At 41.7% G+C, this 19322-nt stretch carries 18 protein-coding genes; 7 read left to right on the top strand and 11 right to left on the bottom strand.

What is annotated here, in order from left to right; translation table 11 throughout:
- Window positions 1-42 precede the first annotated feature (42 nt).
- Window positions 43-1671, bottom strand: coding sequence for an endonuclease (locus tag H5187_RS16180; protein ID WP_182798038.1), 1629 nt, complete (start codon window positions 1669-1671; stop codon window positions 43-45).
- Between the two features lie 407 nt (window positions 1672-2078).
- Between H5187_RS16180 and H5187_RS16175 the strand changes: the two genes are divergently transcribed.
- The 5 genes from H5187_RS16175 to H5187_RS16155 all read left to right on the top strand — a co-directional run bounded on the left by H5187_RS16175 (window position 2079) and on the right by H5187_RS16155 (window position 7848).
- Window positions 2079-3887: an assimilatory sulfite reductase (NADPH) flavoprotein subunit gene (locus tag H5187_RS16175; protein WP_182798037.1), complete on the top strand. Its 1809-nt coding sequence runs from the start codon at window positions 2079-2081 to the stop codon at window positions 3885-3887.
- Window positions 3888-3949: 62 nt separating this feature from the next.
- Window positions 3950-5647 (top strand): assimilatory sulfite reductase (NADPH) hemoprotein subunit, encoded by a 1698-nt coding sequence (gene cysI, locus H5187_RS16170; protein WP_149980449.1) that lies wholly within the window; start codon window positions 3950-3952, stop codon window positions 5645-5647.
- 42 nt (window positions 5648-5689) lie between these two features.
- A complete protein-coding gene (locus tag H5187_RS16165) occupies window positions 5690-6430 on the top strand; it encodes a phosphoadenylyl-sulfate reductase (RefSeq protein WP_182740371.1) in 741 nt (246 codons plus the stop codon).
- Between the two features lie 104 nt (window positions 6431-6534).
- Window positions 6535-7272 (top strand): transporter substrate-binding domain-containing protein, encoded by a 738-nt coding sequence (locus tag H5187_RS16160; protein WP_182718972.1) that lies wholly within the window; start codon window positions 6535-6537, stop codon window positions 7270-7272.
- Window positions 7273-7317: 45 nt separating this feature from the next.
- A complete protein-coding gene (locus H5187_RS16155) occupies window positions 7318-7848 on the top strand; it encodes a DUF4124 domain-containing protein (RefSeq protein ID WP_182798036.1) in 531 nt (176 codons plus the stop codon).
- Here the strand turns inward: H5187_RS16155 and H5187_RS16150 are convergent.
- From H5187_RS16150 to H5187_RS16130, 5 genes are all read right to left on the bottom strand, one after another.
- Window positions 7845-8717 carry an ABC transporter substrate-binding protein gene (locus H5187_RS16150; protein ID WP_182718974.1) on the bottom strand — a complete coding sequence of 291 codons (873 nt, stop codon included), beginning with the start codon at window positions 8715-8717 and terminating at the stop codon, window positions 7845-7847. The genes H5187_RS16155 and H5187_RS16150 overlap by 4 nt on opposite strands.
- Window positions 8701-8937: a hypothetical protein gene (locus tag H5187_RS16145; RefSeq protein WP_149980454.1), complete on the bottom strand. Its 237-nt coding sequence runs from the start codon at window positions 8935-8937 to the stop codon at window positions 8701-8703. The genes H5187_RS16150 and H5187_RS16145 overlap by 17 nt, the downstream gene beginning before the upstream one ends.
- A 125-nt stretch (window positions 8938-9062) precedes the next feature.
- Window positions 9063-11810 (bottom strand): aconitate hydratase AcnA, encoded by a 2748-nt coding sequence (gene acnA / locus H5187_RS16140; RefSeq protein WP_182798035.1) that lies wholly within the window; start codon window positions 11808-11810, stop codon window positions 9063-9065.
- A gap of 197 nt (window positions 11811-12007) precedes the next feature.
- The gene (locus H5187_RS16135) at window positions 12008-12427 is read right to left on the bottom strand and encodes a hypothetical protein (RefSeq protein WP_149980456.1); all 420 of its coding nucleotides are present in this window, start codon (window positions 12425-12427) and stop codon (window positions 12008-12010) included.
- Between the two features lie 83 nt (window positions 12428-12510).
- Window positions 12511-12894: an RNA-binding S4 domain-containing protein gene (locus tag H5187_RS16130; RefSeq protein WP_182740374.1), complete on the bottom strand. Its 384-nt coding sequence runs from the start codon at window positions 12892-12894 to the stop codon at window positions 12511-12513.
- A gap of 257 nt (window positions 12895-13151) precedes the next feature.
- On the opposite strand from H5187_RS16130, the gene H5187_RS16125 reads away from it, so the two are divergent.
- Together H5187_RS16125 and H5187_RS16120 are read left to right on the top strand one after the other, a co-directional pair.
- The gene (locus tag H5187_RS16125) at window positions 13152-13439 is read left to right on the top strand and encodes a hypothetical protein (protein ID WP_182718976.1); all 288 of its coding nucleotides are present in this window, start codon (window positions 13152-13154) and stop codon (window positions 13437-13439) included.
- Window positions 13440-13495: 56 nt separating this feature from the next.
- Window positions 13496-14158, top strand: a complete 663-nt coding sequence (locus H5187_RS16120; RefSeq protein ID WP_182798034.1) for a hypothetical protein — start codon at window positions 13496-13498, stop codon at window positions 14156-14158.
- Here the strand turns inward: H5187_RS16120 and H5187_RS16115 are convergent.
- The 5 genes from H5187_RS16115 to glnA form a co-directional block, all read right to left on the bottom strand.
- Window positions 14155-14613, bottom strand: coding sequence for a cyclic nucleotide-binding domain-containing protein (locus H5187_RS16115; protein WP_182718978.1), 459 nt, complete (start codon window positions 14611-14613; stop codon window positions 14155-14157). The genes H5187_RS16120 and H5187_RS16115 overlap by 4 nt on opposite strands.
- 28 nt (window positions 14614-14641) lie before the next feature.
- Complete coding sequence (gene ntrC, locus H5187_RS16110; RefSeq protein WP_145237940.1) at window positions 14642-16027, bottom strand: nitrogen regulation protein NR(I); 1386 nt, start codon at window positions 16025-16027, stop codon at window positions 14642-14644.
- A gap of 18 nt (window positions 16028-16045) precedes the next feature.
- The gene (gene glnL, locus H5187_RS16105) at window positions 16046-17116 is read right to left on the bottom strand and encodes a nitrogen regulation protein NR(II) (protein WP_145237942.1); all 1071 of its coding nucleotides are present in this window, start codon (window positions 17114-17116) and stop codon (window positions 16046-16048) included.
- A 90-nt stretch (window positions 17117-17206) separates the two neighbouring features.
- On the bottom strand, window positions 17207-17719 hold the full coding sequence (locus tag H5187_RS16100; protein ID WP_246175485.1) for a DUF4124 domain-containing protein: 513 nt from the start codon (window positions 17717-17719) through the stop codon (window positions 17207-17209).
- Window positions 17720-17851: 132 nt separating this feature from the next.
- Window positions 17852-19258: a glutamate--ammonia ligase gene (gene glnA, locus H5187_RS16095; RefSeq protein WP_182718979.1), complete on the bottom strand. Its 1407-nt coding sequence runs from the start codon at window positions 19256-19258 to the stop codon at window positions 17852-17854.
- Between the last annotated feature and the right edge of the window lie 64 nt (window positions 19259-19322).

Below are 19322 nucleotides of genomic sequence, written 5' to 3'. Positions count from 1 at the left end.
CTGACCGCTGACCGCTGACCGCTGACCGCTGACCGCTGACCTTTACCAAATCATCTCAACAAATTCTGGATGATCGATATATGGATTGCGGTTGCCTTGATGCTCATAAGCGGCTTGGTTTCTATCTAGTTCAAGTTGACTGACTGGATCGTCGTTATGCCAATTAACCAACATAGTCACTACCCAATTCTCAAACACTTGGTTACTAGAGCCGTTAAGCACGGCATTACTAGCCGTGGTGTTGTTTTGCCAAGTACCAATGACGTTTTCGTAGCGGGTTGCCATATAGAAGTAGGCGCGAGCAAAGTCACCTTTAAACTCATCGATTGGCTCAAATACTGTGCCTGAGTAATTAATCGAGCTTGCTGCGCTGCCAAGTTTACTGCCATTGCTTGAGGTGAAACTGGCGCTGCCTACTTCGCCAAATGGGTAATTGCTACGTTTTGAATTAACATAACCATCGGTTGCAAAAATATGATGTACGTCTGAGTTCATAGGCTCATTTGTGCCGCCAAACCAACTTTTCGGAAATGAATGTTCGCGGTTATAACAATCAGCTTCACTATTGTAAGTGCCGCATTGATCACTTACAGCGACATAGTTATAGCTGTCTTGACCGGTGGGATTTTCTGAATAGCGATCGAGTATTGAATTGTCATTTTCAAAGTACTTATCCCGTGAAGCAAGATCGTAAAAACTCCAAATTGCAGAATAACCCTGTGAGTTGTGGTCTTTAACGATGTTATATAGTGCTGTTTTTAGAGCGTAGCCTGTTAAACCTTGAACGGTGACATAATAACCGCTTGGCTCTGTGGGGGGCGTTTCTGGGTTAGTATCATCGCCCAGTGTGAATGGCGTTGCTTCGCTAGTTTGAAAGCTACTGCCGCTTGCAAGAGGTGTTTGCTCAAATGTGAGCGCGTAACTACCGTTACCAAATGAACAGCAAATGCCATCACCATAACTATCAAAAATACTAAAGGTATAATCGCCATCTACTAAACAAGCTTGTTCAGTGTAACTGTTATTGCCGCTATAACTGCCACCAGATGCAACGGGTGTGCCTTGTGCATTAGTAATTTGCCAACTTGTCTCTTCGCCATAGTTATCTGTGGTGAGCGCTAAACTAACAGTGTTATCAGCACAACCGGTCGGTGTTGGTGTGCTGCCAGCAGCGTTTGGTGTGAAATTATCAACATAAACACTTTCACTGCCATCAAAACCGCTAACATCATAAAAGCGTAGGCCAACGCTAATGGTCGTGTTACTTGATGCTGTGTATGTATAGCTGATCTGTTGCCATTGATTTAAAAGTGCAGGGTTTGAGTAGCCTTGATAACCGTCGGCAATGAGACGCGCTTTAACACCGCCTTCAGTGTGGTAAACCCAGCTTGAGAATAAGTAGCTTTTGCCGGCCTCAACAGTAACTTCTTGCAGTAAATCAGTATTGCTTTGACTAGCGGTATTAACCACTACTTTTGCAGCAAGAGCTCCTGAATTCACTATGGTATTTGAAGCTGATAGTGTAATGCCTGAGTCAATCGTACTCCAGCCGTTTGGGCTATTACTTGACCAGTTTTCAAAGTCACCATTATTAATGCTGGCCATGCAGGGAAGTGCTGTAGCTAACATAGCACTGCTGAGTATGAGTTTTCTATATGCCCCGTGTGACATAGTGTTTCCTTATTGTATTTATAGTCGGCGCACAGAATGTGGCCAAATCCACTATAGCCTACTCAAGATTTGTTGCAAAAAAGTTAATTTGTATTTTGAAAAAAATGAAGTGAATAAATTTTTGTATGATATTTCTGATCGGCTAAGCGTGGTGCTGAAATCATCAGCGGTTATTTTTACCTTTTAATCTGTTTTTACTGGTTAATTTATAAATTAATAACTAAATGGAATAACAAAGCAGATTCTATTCTTTTTTTATTGGCGCGTACCCCGTTATTCTTCACACTCAGAGAAATCTTTAGGGGCTGAGTTATTTGCCTTAAAGGCGACACAAATTTTAGGCAAAGTGATTACTGTAATCAGTGATCATTTTGCAGATAACTTTCAGGGTTACGGGGAATTAATTCATGTTGTTAGGTCAACTCAATGCCGCGGCAAGTCCGCTATCGCAAGAGCAAGTACAAAAGCTGCAAGGTTTAGTGGCTGAGCTTAATCCAATTCAGCAAGCTTGGGTAAGTGGCTATCTTGCTGCGAATGCCAATACGGCGGCCTTAGGTGGTGTTGTAGGTGCTGCGCCAAGTGCTGGAGATGCAGCTGCATTGACCATTTTATATGGCTCACAAACCGGTAATTCAAAAGGTGTAGCGACTAAGCTCAAAGAGCAAGCGGAGTCTCGTGGTTTAGCTGTTAAGTTAGTTAGCATGGCTGATTACAAACCAACGGCCCTGAAAAAAGAAAAATTCTTAACTGTCGTTGTTTCTACTTACGGTGAAGGTGAGCCGCCGGAAGATGCCGAAACATTACATGAGTTTTTAGCAACCAAAAAAGCACCTAAGCTTGATGGCGTTAAAATTGCGGTTATAGGTTTAGGTGATTCAAGCTATGAGTTCTTCTGTCAAACAGCAAAAGACTTTGAACAGCGCTTAAATAAGCTCGGTGCAGAAACCATTTACCAGCGTGCTGATTTAGACGTTGATTACGATGATGAAGCCGCCAGCTGGATCAGCGGAGCACTTGATGCATTTGAACCTGATTTAAAAGCACAGCAAGGCGCAACAGGTGGGCAAGTGGTGTCATTTGGTACACCAGCAACAGCTGCCAGCCAATATACCAAGCAAAACCCATTTCCAGCAGAGCTTAGCCTAGTGCAAAAGATCACCGGTCGAGATTCAACCAAAGATGTGCGCCATGTTGAGATTTCACTGGAAGGGTCTGATATTACTTACACACCGGGTGACTCGCTGGGTGTGTACTTCTTAAATGATGAAGCACTGGTTGATGAAGTACTGACACTGACGCAAATTGATGCTGCAAGCCAAGTTAAAATCGCTGATGAAGAGCTAAGCATTCGTGATGCCTTAATTGAAAAGTTAGAGCTGACTCAATCATACCCAGGTTTTGTGGAAAAGTACGCGATAGCGACAGGCACACCTGAGTTATTAAAGCTGGTTGAAGATAAAGCGGCAATGCGTGAATACATCGAGCCTCGTCAAATCTATGATGTGATCCGCCAAAATCCAGCCAAGCTTGAAGCACAAACTTTAGTTGATTGCCTACGCAAACTACAAGCGCGTTTATATTCTATCGCTTCAAGCCAAGCTGAGGTTGAAGATGAAGTGCATTTAACCATTGGTCTAGTTGAATTTGAGGCATTCGGTAGTGAGCACTTAGGTGGTTGTTCGGGTTATTTAGCACGTCGTGCCGAAGAAGGCTGTAGAGTAAAAGTATATAGCGAGCATAACGATAACTTCCGTTTACCTGCTAACGACGAAACGCCAGTGATCATGGTCGGCCCTGGTACTGGTATTGCGCCGTTCCGTGCTTTCTTACAAGAACGTGATGCCCGCGAAGCATCCGGTAAAAACTGGTTATTCTTTGGTAACCCACACTTTACCCAAGATTTCTTATATCAAGTAGAAATTCAAGGTTACTTAAAATCAGGGCTACTAAGTAAAGTTGATGTGGCGTTTAGCCGTGACCAAGCAGAGAAGGTCTACGTGCAAGACAAGCTACGCCAAAACAGCAAAGACGTATTTGCATGGCTAGAAGCGGGCGCGCATTTATATATTTGTGGTGACGCTAATCGAATGGCAAAAGACGTGCACAATGCGTTGGTTGATATTATTAGCGAGAACACAGGTAAGAGCTATGAAGATGCAGATCAATACTTGAAAGATTTGCGCAGCGCTAACCGCTATCAGAAAGACGTGTACTAAGCGCACGTAGTTTATTTTATTAAAAGCTAACAGCCGTCACTGTAACAAATTTAGGATTAAACATGAGCGAACAAGATAAAAACGTAAAGCTTTCTGATAACGAGCGCTTGAAAAGAGAAAGTAACTTTTTACGTGGCACAATTGAACAAGACTTAAAAAATGAGATCACCGGTGGTTTCACTGCGGATAACTTTCAGTTAATTCGTTTCCACGGTATGTATCAGCAAGATGACCGTGATATTCGTGGTGAGCGTGCTAAGCAAAAGCTTGAGCCATTACACAACGTCATGTTACGTGCACGTATGCCTGGCGGTATCATCAAGCCAGAGCAATGGTTAGCAATTGATAAGTTCGCTGATGAAAAAACCAGCTACGGTAGTATTCGTTTAACAACTCGCCAAACGTTTCAGTTTCATGGTGTGTTAAAGCCAAATATAAAAGGCATGCACCAAATGTTGGATAGCGTGGGCATTGACTCTATCGCAACAGCGGGTGATGTAAACCGTAACGTACTATGCACTACTAATCCGGTTGAATCTGAGCTGCATCAAGAAGCGTATGAGTGGGCAGCGAAAATTTCTGAGCACTTGTTACCAAAAACTAAAGCGTATGCTGAAATTTGGCTAAACGGCGAAAAAAGCGAAACCACAGAAGAGCCAATTTTAGGTTCAACTTACTTACCACGTAAGTTTAAAACCACAGTGACTATTCCACCGAACAACGAAGTGGATGTGCATGCGAATGACTTAAACTTTGTCGCGATTGCTGATAACGGTAAATTAGTTGGTTTTAACGTGCTAGTAGGTGGTGGTCTTGCTATGACCCACGGTGATACTGCAACGTATCCACGTAAAGCCGATGATTTTGGTTTTATCGCACTCGAAGATACGCTAAAAATTGCTGAGCATGTGGTGTCTGTACAGCGCGACTGGGGTAATCGCTCAAACCGTAAAAATGCAAAAACTAAATACACCTTAGATCGTGTAGGTACTGATGTATTTAAAGCGGAAGTAGAGCAACGTGCAGGGGTTAAATTTGCACCAAGCCGCCCTTATGAGTTTACTCATCGTGGCGATCGCATTGGTTGGGTTGAAGGTATTGATGGTAAGCATCACTTAACCTTATTTATCCAAAGTGGTCGTATTTTAGATTTTCCGGGTAAACCACTGAAAACAGGTTGTCGTAAAATTGCTGAAATTCACCAAGGTGATTTTCGTATGACGGCAAATCAAAACTTGATCATTGCCGGTGTGCCTGCTGATCAAAAAGCAATAATTGAAAAAATAGCGCGTGAACACGGTTTGATTGATGACAAAGATTCAGAGCAGCGAAAAAACTCAATGGCCTGTGTTTCACTGCCGACTTGCCCTTTAGCGATGGCGGAAGCCGAGCGTTATTTACCAAGCTTAATTGAAAAAACTGAAGCGCTGCTTGCTAAACACGGTATTCCTGATGATAGTATTATCATGCGTGTTGTTGGTTGCCCGAATGGCTGTGGCCGCGCAATGTTGGCTGAAGCAGGGTTGGTGGGTAAAGGACCTGGCAAATATAACGTTTACTTAGGTGGCAATCTTGAAGGTACTCGTATTCCTAAGTTGTATTTAGAGAATGTCGGTGAAGACGTGTATTTAGAGGCCTTTGATAAATTAATAGGTCAATGGGCAAGTGAGCGTAACGACGGCGAATGTTTTGGTGATTTTGTGATCCGCAAAGGCATTGTTGCTGAAGTTAAAGTCTCAGTCACCGATTTCTACGCATAATTTAAAGCAAGCGTTCGCGCTTGCTAAGGTTTGGAATTTACTATGAGTGAATTTAAAAACATTTTACAGCTTGATAAAGAAAGCCAAGTAACACTGCTTGCTGATGCTAACGGCATATTAAAAGATATGAGCGCTGAACAGCGTGTAGCATGGGCACTGGAAAACTTGCCAGATACGCAGTTTTTATCATCAAGCTTTGGTATTCAAGCCGCGGTAATGTTGCATTTAGTAACGTCACAAAAAGCCGATATTCCAGTGGTGCTAACTGATACAGGTTATTTATTTCCAGAGACTTATCAGTTTATTGAGCAAATGACCGAACGCTTATCACTAAATTTGAAAGTGTATAAGTCGCAGTTAAGCCCAGCTTGGCAAGAAGCCAAGTTTGGTAAGTTATGGGAGCTAGGCGAAGCGGGTATTAAACAATATAACCAGCTTAATAAAGTTGAGCCAATGACTCGCGCATTAAAAGATATAAATGCAGGTACTTGGTTTAGCGGCTTGCGTCGTGACCAATCATCGACACGTGCTGACAAGCAAGTTGTTGAAATTAGCCGTGGCACGGTAAAGGTTTATCCAATCATTGAATGGTCAAATCGCGATGTTTATCAGTACCTGACTAAACATGACTTACCATACCACCCATTATGGGAGCAAGGTTATGTGTCAATGGGCGATGTGCATACTACGCGTAAACTAGAGCCAGGTATGACCGAAGAAGAGACCCGTTTTTTTGGTCTAAACCGCGAATGTGGCCTACACATTGATGGTGATGGGATCTAATCTTACGGTTATCATTAAATTCCTAAAGCGCAGCCTACTAGCTGTGCTTTATTTTTTTGACTACAGTATAAAGTAAGTAGCCATTAGCTTTGTGTGCATCATTGATGAATAGATACTTTGCTATCTTGTTTTTATTTTTTCCAAACCACTCTTTTGCTGACACCTTTCGTGTTGCGTTACCTGATGAGAATTATCCCCCATATCACATTATTGGAGGCGCTAAAAAAGGACTGTTGAATGAGTTAATAACCCAGTTTGCTGAGCAGCACTCCCTTACTATTGAGTATACATATGTCCCTGAAATGCGCTCGGAGAAAATGGTTTGTAATGGTGAGGTTGATGCGCGTATGGAATCTGAAAGTTGGCTCTTGACAGCCCATAAGTATTATTGGAGTCAAGAAATTGTGATGGTTGAAGATGTCATGGTGGTGACCCATGGTGCAAACCCCAGTGATTTTCAAGATGAAAAAGTGCTGCATAATGGTGTACTGCTAGGGCGCTTTGGTTATGTATATCCTGAATATGAGCCATTGGTGCGTGATCAAATCCTACATCGTGAGAACTTTTATTCGGATCTAGATGTATTACAGAGTCTTTATAATGATAACCATATTAGTAGACGTTTTACTATTATGTCGCGCGCGGTTTTTGATTGGTACGTCAATAAATACCCTAAATTCTCAGCTCTTGGTGTAAGTGCTTTTAATGTCGGTGAGGCGCCTTTGCAGCTACAATTTGCACATACTGAGCGTGGCAAGAAGCGGGCAAAAGAATTTAATGATTTTTTACAAAGCTTGAAAGATAATGGTGACCTAGCTAAAATCATAGCTCGCTATCAATGATAGTAAGAAAATAGAAAGAAAAAAATTTAACTCAAAGGATTGAAGATGAAGTATTTTGCGTACCTAGCGATTATGGTATTGCTGATCAGTGTCGCGGCATTATTTTACTTGCAACGACCCGATGGCCAAACGTGGTTAACCAGTGATGGTATTAGTAGTAAATCAAATCAGCTAACAGAGCAAATGGTTGAGTTATCAAGTGACACCTTTGCTATAGCTGCCAAATTGGTCAGTGAGACTAGTCAAAAAGTTGTTGAATCAATTACCGATGAAAGCTCAGTAGCAACGACCGTTATTTATAAATGGCAAGATCAGCAAGGGCAATGGCATTACTCCGATCAGCCTAATCCTAACGGTACAAGTGAAAAAGTAATTCTAGATCCGCGTGATATTACGGTAACTGCCGCAGAAGATACGTCTATTTTAAAAGGTACCTCAAAAACAACTAATATGTCTTTAATGCCAAACTCAAGCAGTGTTTATGATCCCGTGGTGATGAAAAAGCTGTTTGAAGATGCAGAGCAAGTGAAAGAGCAGTTAGAGCAACGTACTAAATCGTTAGATGAGACGCATTAATTTGCTTCAATAGCGTTGTTTTGCTGTGTTTTTTCGGGCTGTGTTACAAAAAATTGTTGCTTAATGATTGGCAGGTTATAAGCTTTTAACCAACGCTCAGTAGCTATCATTAGTTCTCCTGAAGCAACTAACCTTGTCAGGCCTTCATCAAAATTATCTCTGACAGACTTATCTTGAAAAACAATGTAAGAGCCTTGATAGTTTAAAATATCGCGATATATAAAACTTGTAGGGTCAAGTTGGGTGTTTGTTGATGTATGCCAGTAGAGCATTAAATAATCACCGATACGGACATCGATCTTATTGGTAAGTAACTGTTTATTTAGGGCTTGTTGATTTCCTACTTCACTATAGTGAGTGAATACCTGTGTCGCCATATTTTTATACTCAGCACCAAAGATATCGCTCGCCCCTATAAAACTACCGACTCTTAAATTTTTCAAATCGTTCAGCGTAGTTACTTTCTCGGTCCATGCAGAACGGAGCATGGTCACGCGGTTCATAAATCGCACACGATAACGAGAAGTAAAGGCGTGTGCAGCTGGTTGTGCCGTATAGTTGATCGCGATATCAGCGACTTTATTGTTGAAGTAGCGTTGAATAGCATCATTATTTAACGGCACCAACTGCGGGTTTTGATAGCCTTGTATCCGTAACACTTGAACCACAAGCTGATCGAAGTAACCATTACCGGTTACGTTATCTTGCATGAAATAAGGTGCAAAATTACCGGATGCAATAATCAGTTTTTCATTTGCACGTAATTGAGTGGGTAAGCAAAGCACTAAAAGTGCCGCTATTAATAAAGTTTTAGAGGTGTTAAATGGTTTGATTAATTGCAAGACCTTGCTGCTATACATGTTGGTCATGTACAGCCTCTATGTTCATTAAAACAATAGTGAGGTAAATTTTTGTAGGCAGAGAAAATAGCACCCCAATAGCAATAAAAGCGGCGCTGATAATAATGCCATGAATACTATTTTGTTCACCAAACAGATCAGACACTAATAAATAATGTCCAGTCACAATAAGGCATATGCCAAGGACAATAAATACTTTTAGTACTTTGATGATCTTTTGCTCGGTCATAGTATGCAGGCGTTAATGATAAGATGAATTAAGTGTAGTTAATAATGAGTAAGCTGACTTGTTTTACATCAAAAAATTAAGGGCTAAGCAAATTAATTTTGCAAAGCCCTAATATTATAGATTAATTAGCTAGTTAACATATTACGCAATACATACTGTAAAATGCCGCCATGTTTGTAGTAATCCCACTCTTTGGGGGTATCAATACGGACATCGGCACTAAAGCTTAGTTTTTTGCCTTCGCTATTGGTGGCAACGACACTAACTTCCTTGGTTTTATCGTAGAGACCTTCGATATCGAACTGCTCTTGACCTGTTAACCCCAGTGATTCATGGCTCTCACCTGCTTTAAATTGCAGTGGTAGCACGCCCATGCCAATTAGGTTCGAGCGATGAATACGTTCATAACTTTGCGCAATGACCGCTTTAATACCTAATAATAGCGAACCTTTCGCTGCCCAGTCTCGTGATGAACCCGTACCATACTCAGCACCGGCAAGCACAACGAGTGGCACGCCTTGCTGTTGATACGCCATTGCAGCATCGTAAATACTGGCAAGCTCATCATCAGGTTGAGTGCGCGTTACACCGCCTTCGGTGCCTGGTGCAAGCAAGTTTTTTAAGCGTACATTGGCAAATGTACCGCGCATCATTACTTCATGATTACCACGGCGAGAACCGTATGAGTTAAATTGCGATTTATCTACGCCATTTTCTTGTAAGTATTCGCCAGCAGGCGCGCTTGCTTTAATTGCACCAGCAGGGGATATATGATCAGTAGTGACGGAATCGCCAAGTTTTGCTAAACAGCGAGCACCCGTAATAGTAGGGATGCCTGGTGGTTCTGTCGTCATGCCATCAAAAAACGGCGCTTTTTTAATATACGTTGAGGCATCATCCCAGTCATAAAGTTTACCATCAGGAATTTTGATTTGTTGCCAGCGATCATCACCCTTATAAACATTACCGTAACTGGTAGCGAACATTTCTTTAGTGACGGTTTTTTTCACCAGTTCATTCACTTCGCTGACACTAGGCCAAATGTTTTTCAGGTAAATATCGTTACCATTAGCATCTTGCGCAAGTGGCTCGTTATAAACATCGATATCAGTACGACCTGCAATCGCATAGGCGACAACTAAAGGTGGTGAGGCTAAAAAGTTCATTTTCACATCTTGGTGAATACGTCCTTCAAAGTTACGGTTACCCGATAAAATAGAGCTTACTACTAATTTATGTTGTTGAATTGCCTCACTGATCTCATCGGCAAGCGGACCTGAGTTACCAATACAGGTAGTGCAGCCATAACCTACTAGGTTAAAGCCAAGTGCATCTAAATCATCCATCAGGCCTGCTTTTTTTAAGTAGTCAGTGACCACTTGTGAGCCAGGTGCCAGTGATGTTTTTACCCAAGGTTTTACGTTAATTCCTAACTGGCGAGCTTTTTGCGCGACTAAACCCGCGGCTAAAATCACACTTGGGTTAGAAGTGTTGGTACAGCTAGTAATGGCAGCAATTACACAAGCGCCATCTTTTAACTCAAATTCTTGCCCTTTAAAGTTAACCTTTGCTGCGCCCATAAATTGCGCTTCGTTGGTTGGCTCATCAGGATTAGTGACAGGGCCTTCACCTTCAATTCGTGATTGCTGTTCATCACTATCGTCGCGCTTAGCAAGACGTTCATCTTGAAAGGTTTTTAAATGATTGGCAATAACTTCGCCAGCTTGATCAAGGGCAATTCTGTCTTGTGGACGTTTCGGACCGGCAAGGCTTGGCACTACATCATTTAGGTTTAATTCGAGCTTGTCGGTGTAATTTGCTTCATCGCCATCGTTGCGCCATAAACCTTGATGTTTTGCGTAGTCTTCTATCAGTTTTAGCTGTGTTTCATCACGGTTGGTTAAACGAAGATAATTAATTGTTTCATCATCGATAGGGAAAATACCACAGGTAGCGCCGTATTCCGGTGCCATGTTGGCTATGGTTGCGCGGTCGGCTAGTGGTAAATCAGCAAGGCCATCGCCATAAAATTCTACAAATTTACCGACAACGCCATGCTTACGCAATATTTCAGTAACGGTCAGCACTAAATCGGTCGCTGTGGTGCCTTCAGGTAAGCGGCCACTGAGCTTCATGCCCACCACTTGCGGGATCAGCAAGCTAATTGGCTGGCCGAGCATTGCGGCTTCTGCTTCAATACCACCTACACCCCAGCCAAGCACGCCTAAGCCATTGATCATGGTAGTATGAGAATCAGTACCAACTAAGGTATCTGGGTAAGCAAATTTTTGCCCGTTGCGGTCTTCGTTAAAGACAACGCGAGCAAGGTATTCTAAATTCACTTGGTGAACGATCCCTGTTGCAGGCGGCACTACTTTTAAGTTATCAAAGGCTGTTTGCCCCCAACGTAAAAACTCATAGCGTTCTTTATTGCGTTCATATTCTAGCTTGGCATTTAAATCAAATGAGCCATCATTACCATAGCCATCTACTTGTACAGAGTGATCAATTACCAATTCGGCAGGAGAGAGTGGGTTTATTTTCGCAGGATCGCCACCGAGTTTTTCCATGGCGTCACGCATTGCGGCTAAATCAACGATTGCTGGTACGCCAGTAAAATCTTGCATCACCACGCGGGCGGGTGTAAATGCTACCTCAGCACTGGGCTTGGCTTGTGAATCCCAGTTTAGCAACGCTTCAATATCTTGTTTTTTAATATTTACGCCGTCTTCATTGCGCAGTAAGTTTTCGATTAGGATCTTGAGCGAGAACGGCAGTCGCTTGGCTTTATCGCCTAAACCTTGCAGTGAATGGATATGAAACTGCTCACCGTTGATAGTGAGTTGTTTTTGGGTGTCAAAACTATTGTTCATTATGTGCCCCTAAGTTAGATGAATATCCTTAAATGGTACTTAAGTGGTAAATGTAACCTCTCTTTGAATAATTAAAATGCAAAGTACATACCAGTGTGTTTTTGCACGATTTTTATACAAGTAATAGGGTATATATGATGCTGAAAATTTATATTTCAAGCGTCAGCAGTAAAACAATAGCAACTCAATAGCGTGTTTTACAGTAGCCAACCTTGCTGTTTGCCTTTGTGGCTTAGCAGTAGCAGGATAATTGCAATTACGACTACGAATATTGGCATAAACACCGCGCTGGCACCGAGTAATTCAATACTATTAATAACAATGAAATTATAAAATTGCTGGATAAAAATCCCAGCGAGTGAGAGCGCAAAAAGCACTCGAGCAAGGGCTTTTTTAAGTAATAATAAAATACAGCCTAATACCCCACCAAAAACCGCGGTAGCGAATGCAATAGTTGACCAAATTGGTGTGTTTGAATATGCAGCTTGTTGTTCTATAGGGAGTTTACTTATCATGTCTGGAGTCATGAGCATTTGCATAATGAATGCAATTACCCCTAGCAAGTTCCAAATAAGGGCTGCCCAAGCGACAGATTTTAACCAGTGCGGAGGAGTCATACATTACCTTTTAAACTATTATTTAAAAAGTTATTAAAGGCGACTACGGCTACTTTTACAAGTTGCACGTAGTCTAAATTGGATTAGCCGAATGAAATAGGGCGACGGCCTGTTTTTTCATCCACTTTTGGTTTTTTGGTCCGTTTACGCTTAGCTTTAGCAGGCGCGTTAGTAGCAGGCTCTGCACTTTGTTGTGGTTCAGGTTGCGTTGATGTAACAGCGCGCTCTGCTGGAATAGCACTTTCGCTTAATGTCAGTTGAAATTGCTCACCATCAAATTCAAGAATGTCGCCACTGTATAATTTTTTCCGCTTGATTGTACAAATTTCATGGTTAACGCCAACATAGCCTTCAGTGATAAGGTTTTTGGCTTGGCCGCCACCTTCGACTAAATCAAGAACTTTTAAGAGTTTGCATAGCTCAATTGGCTCTTCTTCTAATTCAATTTCAATATATTCGTCGTTCATGTTTGATCTCATTAAGGTAGGGCACAGCCTGTAGTATAAAGGCTGTGCGCGACTTTTGCATCAAGCTGCCAAAAGTATACAGGGCATTAAATAGAATTAACCTGAAACTTTTTTGAATTTTCTACCGTCTTTAAAAAAACGGTAGTAATTCAAGCGTAGTATCCGCGTCAGTAGCTGGCCTGTAATTTGCTATTCGTGTCGTATTCGATATTTAGTTGGTCATTTTATTACAAATGCCGCAGTACTGGAGATTTAAAATGGGTGTTAGATCAGCCATGAAAAAAGAGTTAATGGGCCTGGAGGGTTCAGGGTTTATGACCGCTGATGATGTAAGGTCTGAACTTAGCAAGATTGTAAAAAAAGCGCCTGATAGGTCAGATCGTGGTTTTTCTTTAATTTCACGTTTTAACGACAATCACAGCCAATTAAGTTGTGGTGAAAATAGTAAAGAAAAACTACTTGAGTTTCAACGTCACCGCTTGTTCAAGGATATTCTATATACCCGTAAAAGTGTGGATGCTTGGCTCAAAAGCCAGGTAAATTAACTTGCTATAAATAGTCACCCCAAATAGACTACAGATGTAATCTATTTGAGGTGACTATGAAATATGGCATTTTAATTGGCATGTTGTTATTACTAACTGCGTGCCAACAACCAACAATATATGTGTACACGCAAGCGTTAACAGAGCTAGAAAAACAACAGCTAACAATACGCTTACAGCAACAACCATTACCGTATCAGTTTATTCAATTACCAATCCCCAAAGAGTTTGCCGCTGCGACACTGTTAACTTCCGAAGATAAGTTACTTACAGCTGAAACCGAGCAGCTTGCTGATATTATGCAAGCAATGGGCTATCAGCCACAGATACACTATGTGTCGGCGGCAAATCATCATTATAGCGATGGCAATATTGGCTTTTACTTACGTGGTGAGCAAATAGAGCAAGGTTTTGAGATGCCGCAACAGCTGCATACTACTGGTTGCGTTGAAGACCGCTACAATAACCTTAAAGTCAGATTTTTTGATAACTTGGTTGAATTTACTTTACTAAACGGTGCCCGCGCTCAGTTAGTTTGGCAGCGTTATGAAAATTATTTAGTCATCAATTATAGAGATACTGCGCAGTCATACACGCATTCAACCCCTTTGGTTGCAACGCCTTTTGGTGAAAAACCCTCAGATACATTTCGCTATAACGCACACATTGCAGGGCCGCAATGGTTAAACTGTTCGCTACAGGTTGTGTATATGGATTAGCCGCGTGACTCGAGGTAATCGCTTAATTTAGCAATACGTCCACTCATCCCTTCGATAATGCGGTCTTTAATTTTTTCGCGGATCACATTTGGTAAACGTATTAGTGCTTCGCTGGTAATCGCCAGTACTATGGTATCGCTTTTAGCACGAGCACTGGTGCTGTGCTCGCGGTTATTTATAAACGCACCTTCACCAATAAATTCGCCGGGTTCAATGGTGCCTAAATCCATCAAATGACTATGTTTAAATACCACAATAGCGCCGCTGAGCACGATATACAGTTGTTTGTCGTTATCAAACTGTTTAAACACAAAGCGATCTTTATTGATTAAGTATAAGTGACTGAATGACTCCAGTAATACTTGGCGCTCATTGAGGCTGAACTCTCTAAAAAAACTCAGCCTATTAAGTATCTCCATCTGCTTTATTAATGGAATATGCTCGATTAACTTCAACTTATTTTCCTTCGTTTGAGCAGGGAAGTTAGTTGATATTGCGCTCTTTTAATTTACGGGTCAATGTATTGCGGCCCCAGCCTATTTTTACTGCGGCTTCTTGTTTATGTCCTGCACAGTTTGCCAATGCGGTTTTAATTAGGCGGGTTTCTAATTGCGCTTGTACATTAGGCCAGATGTTTTCTTTGCCTTGCTTAAGCTCTAGGTTAAGCCATTGTTGAAAGGCATCAAGCCAATCACCCTCTTGTTGAGTCTCGTCAATTGCTAAGATCTCTGGAGGTAAGTCTTGCTCACTCACAAGCTCGCCGGGAGCCATAACAGTAAGCCAGCGGCAGGTGTTCTCTAGTTGACGAACATTGCCAGGCCAGTTGAACAAGCGTAGTAAGTCGGTGGCTTTTGAGCTGAGAATTTTGCTTTCGACTTGTAAGTCTTTGGCGCTTTTATGTAAAAAATGCTGTGCTAAGCGTTCAATGTCTTCGGTACGTTCACGCAGTGCAGGTAGGCGCAGGCGCACAACATTTAAGCGATGAAATAAATCGTCTCTGAATTTGCCTTGTTTTACTAAGTCTTCAAGGTTTTGGTGAGTCGCGGCAATGATCCGGACATCAACTTTAATACTTTGATGGCCACCAACACGATAAAACTCACCATCAGCTAAAACACGCAGCAAACGGGTTTGTACATCCAGCGGCATATCACCAATCTCATCTAAGAATAGCGTACCGCCATTGGCTTGCTCAAAGCGACCTTTACGTACGCTATCAGCACCAGTAAAAGCGCCTTTTTCATGGCCAAATAGCTCTGATTCAACCAATTCTTTTGGAATAGCTGCCATGTTTAAGGCAATAAACTGGTTTTCTTTGCGTGGGCTGTGGTTATGTAAAGCACTGGCTACCAATTCTTTACCGGTACCAGATTCACCATTGATAAGTACGCTCATACTTGATGCTGACAGCTTACCTATTGCCCGAAATACTTCCTGCATGGCTGGCGCTTCGCCAATGATATGGGCACTTTTAGGTGGTGCGGGTTTACGTTTTACTTTTTTAGTTGAGTTAGCGCGACACGCGCTTTCTACTAACGCAACGGCTTCATTTAAATCAAATGGTTTGGCTAGGTATTCAAAAGCACCTTTTTGAAACGCATTTACCGCTGAATCTAAATCTGAATGCGCAGTCATGATGATCACTGGCAAGCCTGGGTTTTGTTCAGCGATCAGTTCTAATAATGCCATACCATCCATACCAGGCATACGTACATCAGACACCAGTACCGTAGGTTGGCTAAACTTTAATGCTGACAGCACGTCTTGTGCATTAGAAAAACTTTCAGCATTAAATCCTGCGCGAGTTAGTGCTTTTTCAAGTACAAAGCGAATAGATGCATCATCATCAACCAGCCAAACTGTTTTCATGCAAACTCCAAAAACCGATTAATCCGCAAAAGGCAGATATATATTAAACTCTGTATGACCTGGCCAGCTATCGCATTCTATATAGCCGTTGTGTTGATCGATCAAGGTTTGTGCAATCGAGAGACCTAAGCCAGAACCACCTTCTTTGTTGGTGATCATCGGGTAAAATAATGTCTCTTTGATGCTGGAATCGATACCTGGTCCGTCATCTGAAATTTGGATCAGCAGTGCCTTTTTAGGGGCTTTTCCGGGGCGACGTTGCTGGTGATTAATACGTGTTTTAATTTTTATCACGCCACCACCGACTAACGCTTGTTGTGCATTTCGAACGATGTTAAGTACTACTTGCTGAATTTTACCTTGGTCAATATAGACATCAGGTATACTTGGGTCGTAATCTTTCTCCAAGCTAATATTGGCGCAATTATCTAATGTACTTAGTTTAATTACAGACTCTAAGGTTTGATGAATATTACCGTATGACTTTTGTGGTAATTGATTCGGGCCCAGTAGCCTGTCAACAAGCTCTCGTAAGCGATCGGCTTGTTCAATAATTAATTCTGCACATTCATCCCGTTCTTGCTGATCAACCTCATACTGCAATAATTGCGCCGCTCCGCGAATTCCGCCTAAAGGATTTTTGATTTCATGAGCAAGCCCTCTAATTAGGTTACGTGCTGCTTGATATTGATGCATTTGATTAGAAGCTTGATCGTGGCGAATTTCATCATCAGTTTGGCGACACTCGAATAAAATAAAATACTCATTTTGTAACTTCACGCGACGCGAACTAATTGCCAGTTTGGCATGACGAGAATCAACAAAAACCACGTCAGCTCTGTGCTGGTGGCAATCTACACCATCTACCAAAGAGTATTGTGCAATGCGTTTAAGGTCAATGGAATGGTAATTAAAAAGACTGTCAAACGGTTGATTGAGGATACGTTTAGGGCCTAATCCTAACAGTTCACTGGCGCTATTATTAGCGTAAATAAGGGTGAATTGTTGATCAAGTAAGATCACTGCCGTTGACAGGTTTTGCCAAATGCTAGTTAGTAACTCAGGGTTAAAATTTTTATTATCGGGCATGATTGCACCATTTTAGTGCGTTGATGATTGTTAGCAGCTTAGCACAAATATTTTAAGTAAATTATGGTCTTTGATAGAAATACATGGTTTTTATAAAGACGATGCTCTATGCATATAAAATGTGCTCACTGGACTAACAGAGACAACAGAGCCTTGTGGGTCAAATAGCTTCAGTTGCAATGTGTGTTCGCCACGGTTTACCTCGCGCAGAGCAAAAGTACTGATATTGCTAGGTTCTGCGTACGGTGCGCCATCAACTAGTAGTTGAATTTTAAAACCATTCTCAAAGCGTGGTGTTATACGGCTAGTTACATACACTGAACCGGTATTTTCACGAACAGTGCCTTGATCGGCAGGGGAAGAAATAACCGCTTTATAGCTTTTCACAGCCGCTGGTTGCTGTTCATCTAAAATGCTTGTATCAACAGTCGGCATCGACAAACTTTGATTGGTGAGCTTGATTTCTTGCGCACCTGGTTTAGGAGTATCTGAAAATACTGATACGCCATTTTTATCTTTCCAAGAATAAATTTTCTTATCGCCAGAATAGCCATAAAAGCTGATTAAAATCAGAGTTACTAGTAATAAAAGCGTCTTTTTCACCTTGTCACCTTGCATTTTTTGCACTAATTAAACTTTAGTGGAGAATGGGAAAATTAGCCATAAAAAAAGCCCGCAGAACGGGCCTTGAGAACACACATATATTATCTATAAGATAATTTTTCTACAGCCTAATTAACAGCTGTAGTACATTTCGAACTCAACAGGGTGAGTCGTCATGTTAAGCTTTTCAACTTCTTTAGACTTAAGCGCAATGTAAGCATCGATTAAATCGTTAGTGAATACACCACCTTGATTTAAGAACTCACGGTCAGCATCTAGAGACGCAAGCGCTTCTTGTAGTGAAGTTGCAACTGTTGGGATTTCTGCTGCTTCTTCTGCTGGTAAGTCGTATAAATCTTTATCCATTGCATCGCCAGGGTGGATCTTGTTTTTGATACCATCAAGGCCAGCCATAAGCATTGCAGCGAAAGCAAGGTATGGGTTAGCTGTTGGATCTGGGAAGCGTACTTCGATACGACGACCTTTTTCTGATGGAACCACTGGGATACGGATTGATGCAGAACGGTTACGTGCAGAATATGCAAGCATTACTGGCGCTTCAAACCCTGGTACTAAACGTTTGTACGAGTTAGTAGACGCATTTGCAAAAGCATTGATTGCTTTAGCATGCTTGATAATACCACCGATGTAGTAAAGCGCTTCTTCAGAAAGACCGCCGTACTTGTCGCCTGCGAATAAGTTAACACCGTCTTTAGCTAAAGACTGGTGACAGTGCATACCAGAACCATTGTCACCAACTATTGGCTTAGGCATGAAGGTAGCTGTTTTGCCATATAAATGAGCCATGTTATGGATAACATATTTCATTTCTTGGATTTCATCCGCTTTTAATACCATAGTGTTAAAGCGAGTTGCGATTTCGTTTTGACCAGCTGTAGCCACTTCGTGGTGATGCGCTTCTACAACTTGACCTAGCTCTTCAAGAACTAAACACGTCGCTGAACGCCAATCTTGGAAATCATCAACTGGAGCAACAGGGAAATAACCACCTTTCACGCCTGGACGATGGCCAGTGTTGCCGCCTTCGTAGCTTTTATCTGAGTTCCAAGCTGCTTGCTTAGAATCAATTTTGTACATTGAACCTGACATATCAGTTTTGTATTTGATGTCATCAAATACGAAGAACTCTGGCTCAGGACCAAATAGCACGGTATCAGCAATACCAGTAGAACGCATGTACTCTTCAGCGCGCTTAGCAACTGAACGAGGATCACGCTCATAACCTTGTAATGTGCCAGGTTCAACAACATCACAACGTAAAATTAAAGTAGCTTCTTCTGTGAAAGGGTCTAATTTAGCAGACTCAGCAACAGGTAGTAATACCATGTCTGATTCGTTAATGCCTTTCCAACCAGCAATTGAAGAACCGTCAAACATTTTGCCGTCTTCAAAGAAATCTTCATCTACTTGGTGATGAGGAATAGAAACATGTTGCTCTTTACCTTTGGTATCAGTAAAGCGTAAATCAACGAACTTAACGTCATTTTCTTTAATAAAATCTAAAACCGATTGTGACATGTGTCCTCCAACTGTTGGGTTTTATTTTGCTGCATAATTGCTTTTGCTTTTATAGTAAGCGGCT

The sequence above is a fragment of the Pseudoalteromonas sp. SG44-1 genome (assembly GCF_014164315.1).
GTDB lineage: Bacteria > Pseudomonadota > Gammaproteobacteria > Enterobacterales > Alteromonadaceae > Pseudoalteromonas > Pseudoalteromonas rhizosphaerae.
Note: the sequence above shows the minus strand (reverse complement) of the source record. Positions and strands in the feature narration are given on the sequence as shown.

Excerpts from the sequence above, each read along its gene's own strand:
- H5187_RS16180 (WP_182798038.1), bottom strand. The coding sequence starts at position 1,671 with ATGTCACACGGGGCATATAGAAAACTCATACTCAGCAGTGCTATGTTA.
- H5187_RS16175 (WP_182798037.1), top strand. The coding sequence starts at position 2,079 with ATGTTGTTAGGTCAACTCAATGCCGCGGCAAGTCCGCTATCGCAAGAG.
- cysI (WP_149980449.1), top strand. The coding sequence starts at position 3,950 with ATGAGCGAACAAGATAAAAACGTAAAGCTTTCTGATAACGAGCGCTTG.
- H5187_RS16165 (WP_182740371.1), top strand. The coding sequence starts at position 5,690 with ATGAGTGAATTTAAAAACATTTTACAGCTTGATAAAGAAAGCCAAGTA.
- H5187_RS16160 (WP_182718972.1), top strand. The coding sequence starts at position 6,535 with ATGAATAGATACTTTGCTATCTTGTTTTTATTTTTTCCAAACCACTCT.
- H5187_RS16155 (WP_182798036.1), top strand. The coding sequence starts at position 7,318 with ATGAAGTATTTTGCGTACCTAGCGATTATGGTATTGCTGATCAGTGTC.
- H5187_RS16150 (WP_182718974.1), bottom strand. The coding sequence starts at position 8,717 with ATGACCAACATGTATAGCAGCAAGGTCTTGCAATTAATCAAACCATTT.
- H5187_RS16145 (WP_149980454.1), bottom strand. The coding sequence starts at position 8,937 with ATGACCGAGCAAAAGATCATCAAAGTACTAAAAGTATTTATTGTCCTT.
- acnA (WP_182798035.1), bottom strand. The coding sequence starts at position 11,810 with ATGAACAATAGTTTTGACACCCAAAAACAACTCACTATCAACGGTGAG.
- H5187_RS16135 (WP_149980456.1), bottom strand. The coding sequence starts at position 12,427 with ATGACTCCTCCGCACTGGTTAAAATCTGTCGCTTGGGCAGCCCTTATT.
- H5187_RS16130 (WP_182740374.1), bottom strand. The coding sequence starts at position 12,894 with ATGAACGACGAATATATTGAAATTGAATTAGAAGAAGAGCCAATTGAG.
- H5187_RS16125 (WP_182718976.1), top strand. The coding sequence starts at position 13,152 with ATGGGTGTTAGATCAGCCATGAAAAAAGAGTTAATGGGCCTGGAGGGT.
- H5187_RS16120 (WP_182798034.1), top strand. The coding sequence starts at position 13,496 with ATGAAATATGGCATTTTAATTGGCATGTTGTTATTACTAACTGCGTGC.
- ntrC (WP_145237940.1), bottom strand. The coding sequence starts at position 16,027 with ATGAAAACAGTTTGGCTGGTTGATGATGATGCATCTATTCGCTTTGTA.
- glnL (WP_145237942.1), bottom strand. The coding sequence starts at position 17,116 with ATGCCCGATAATAAAAATTTTAACCCTGAGTTACTAACTAGCATTTGG.
- glnA (WP_182718979.1), bottom strand. The coding sequence starts at position 19,258 with ATGTCACAATCGGTTTTAGATTTTATTAAAGAAAATGACGTTAAGTTC.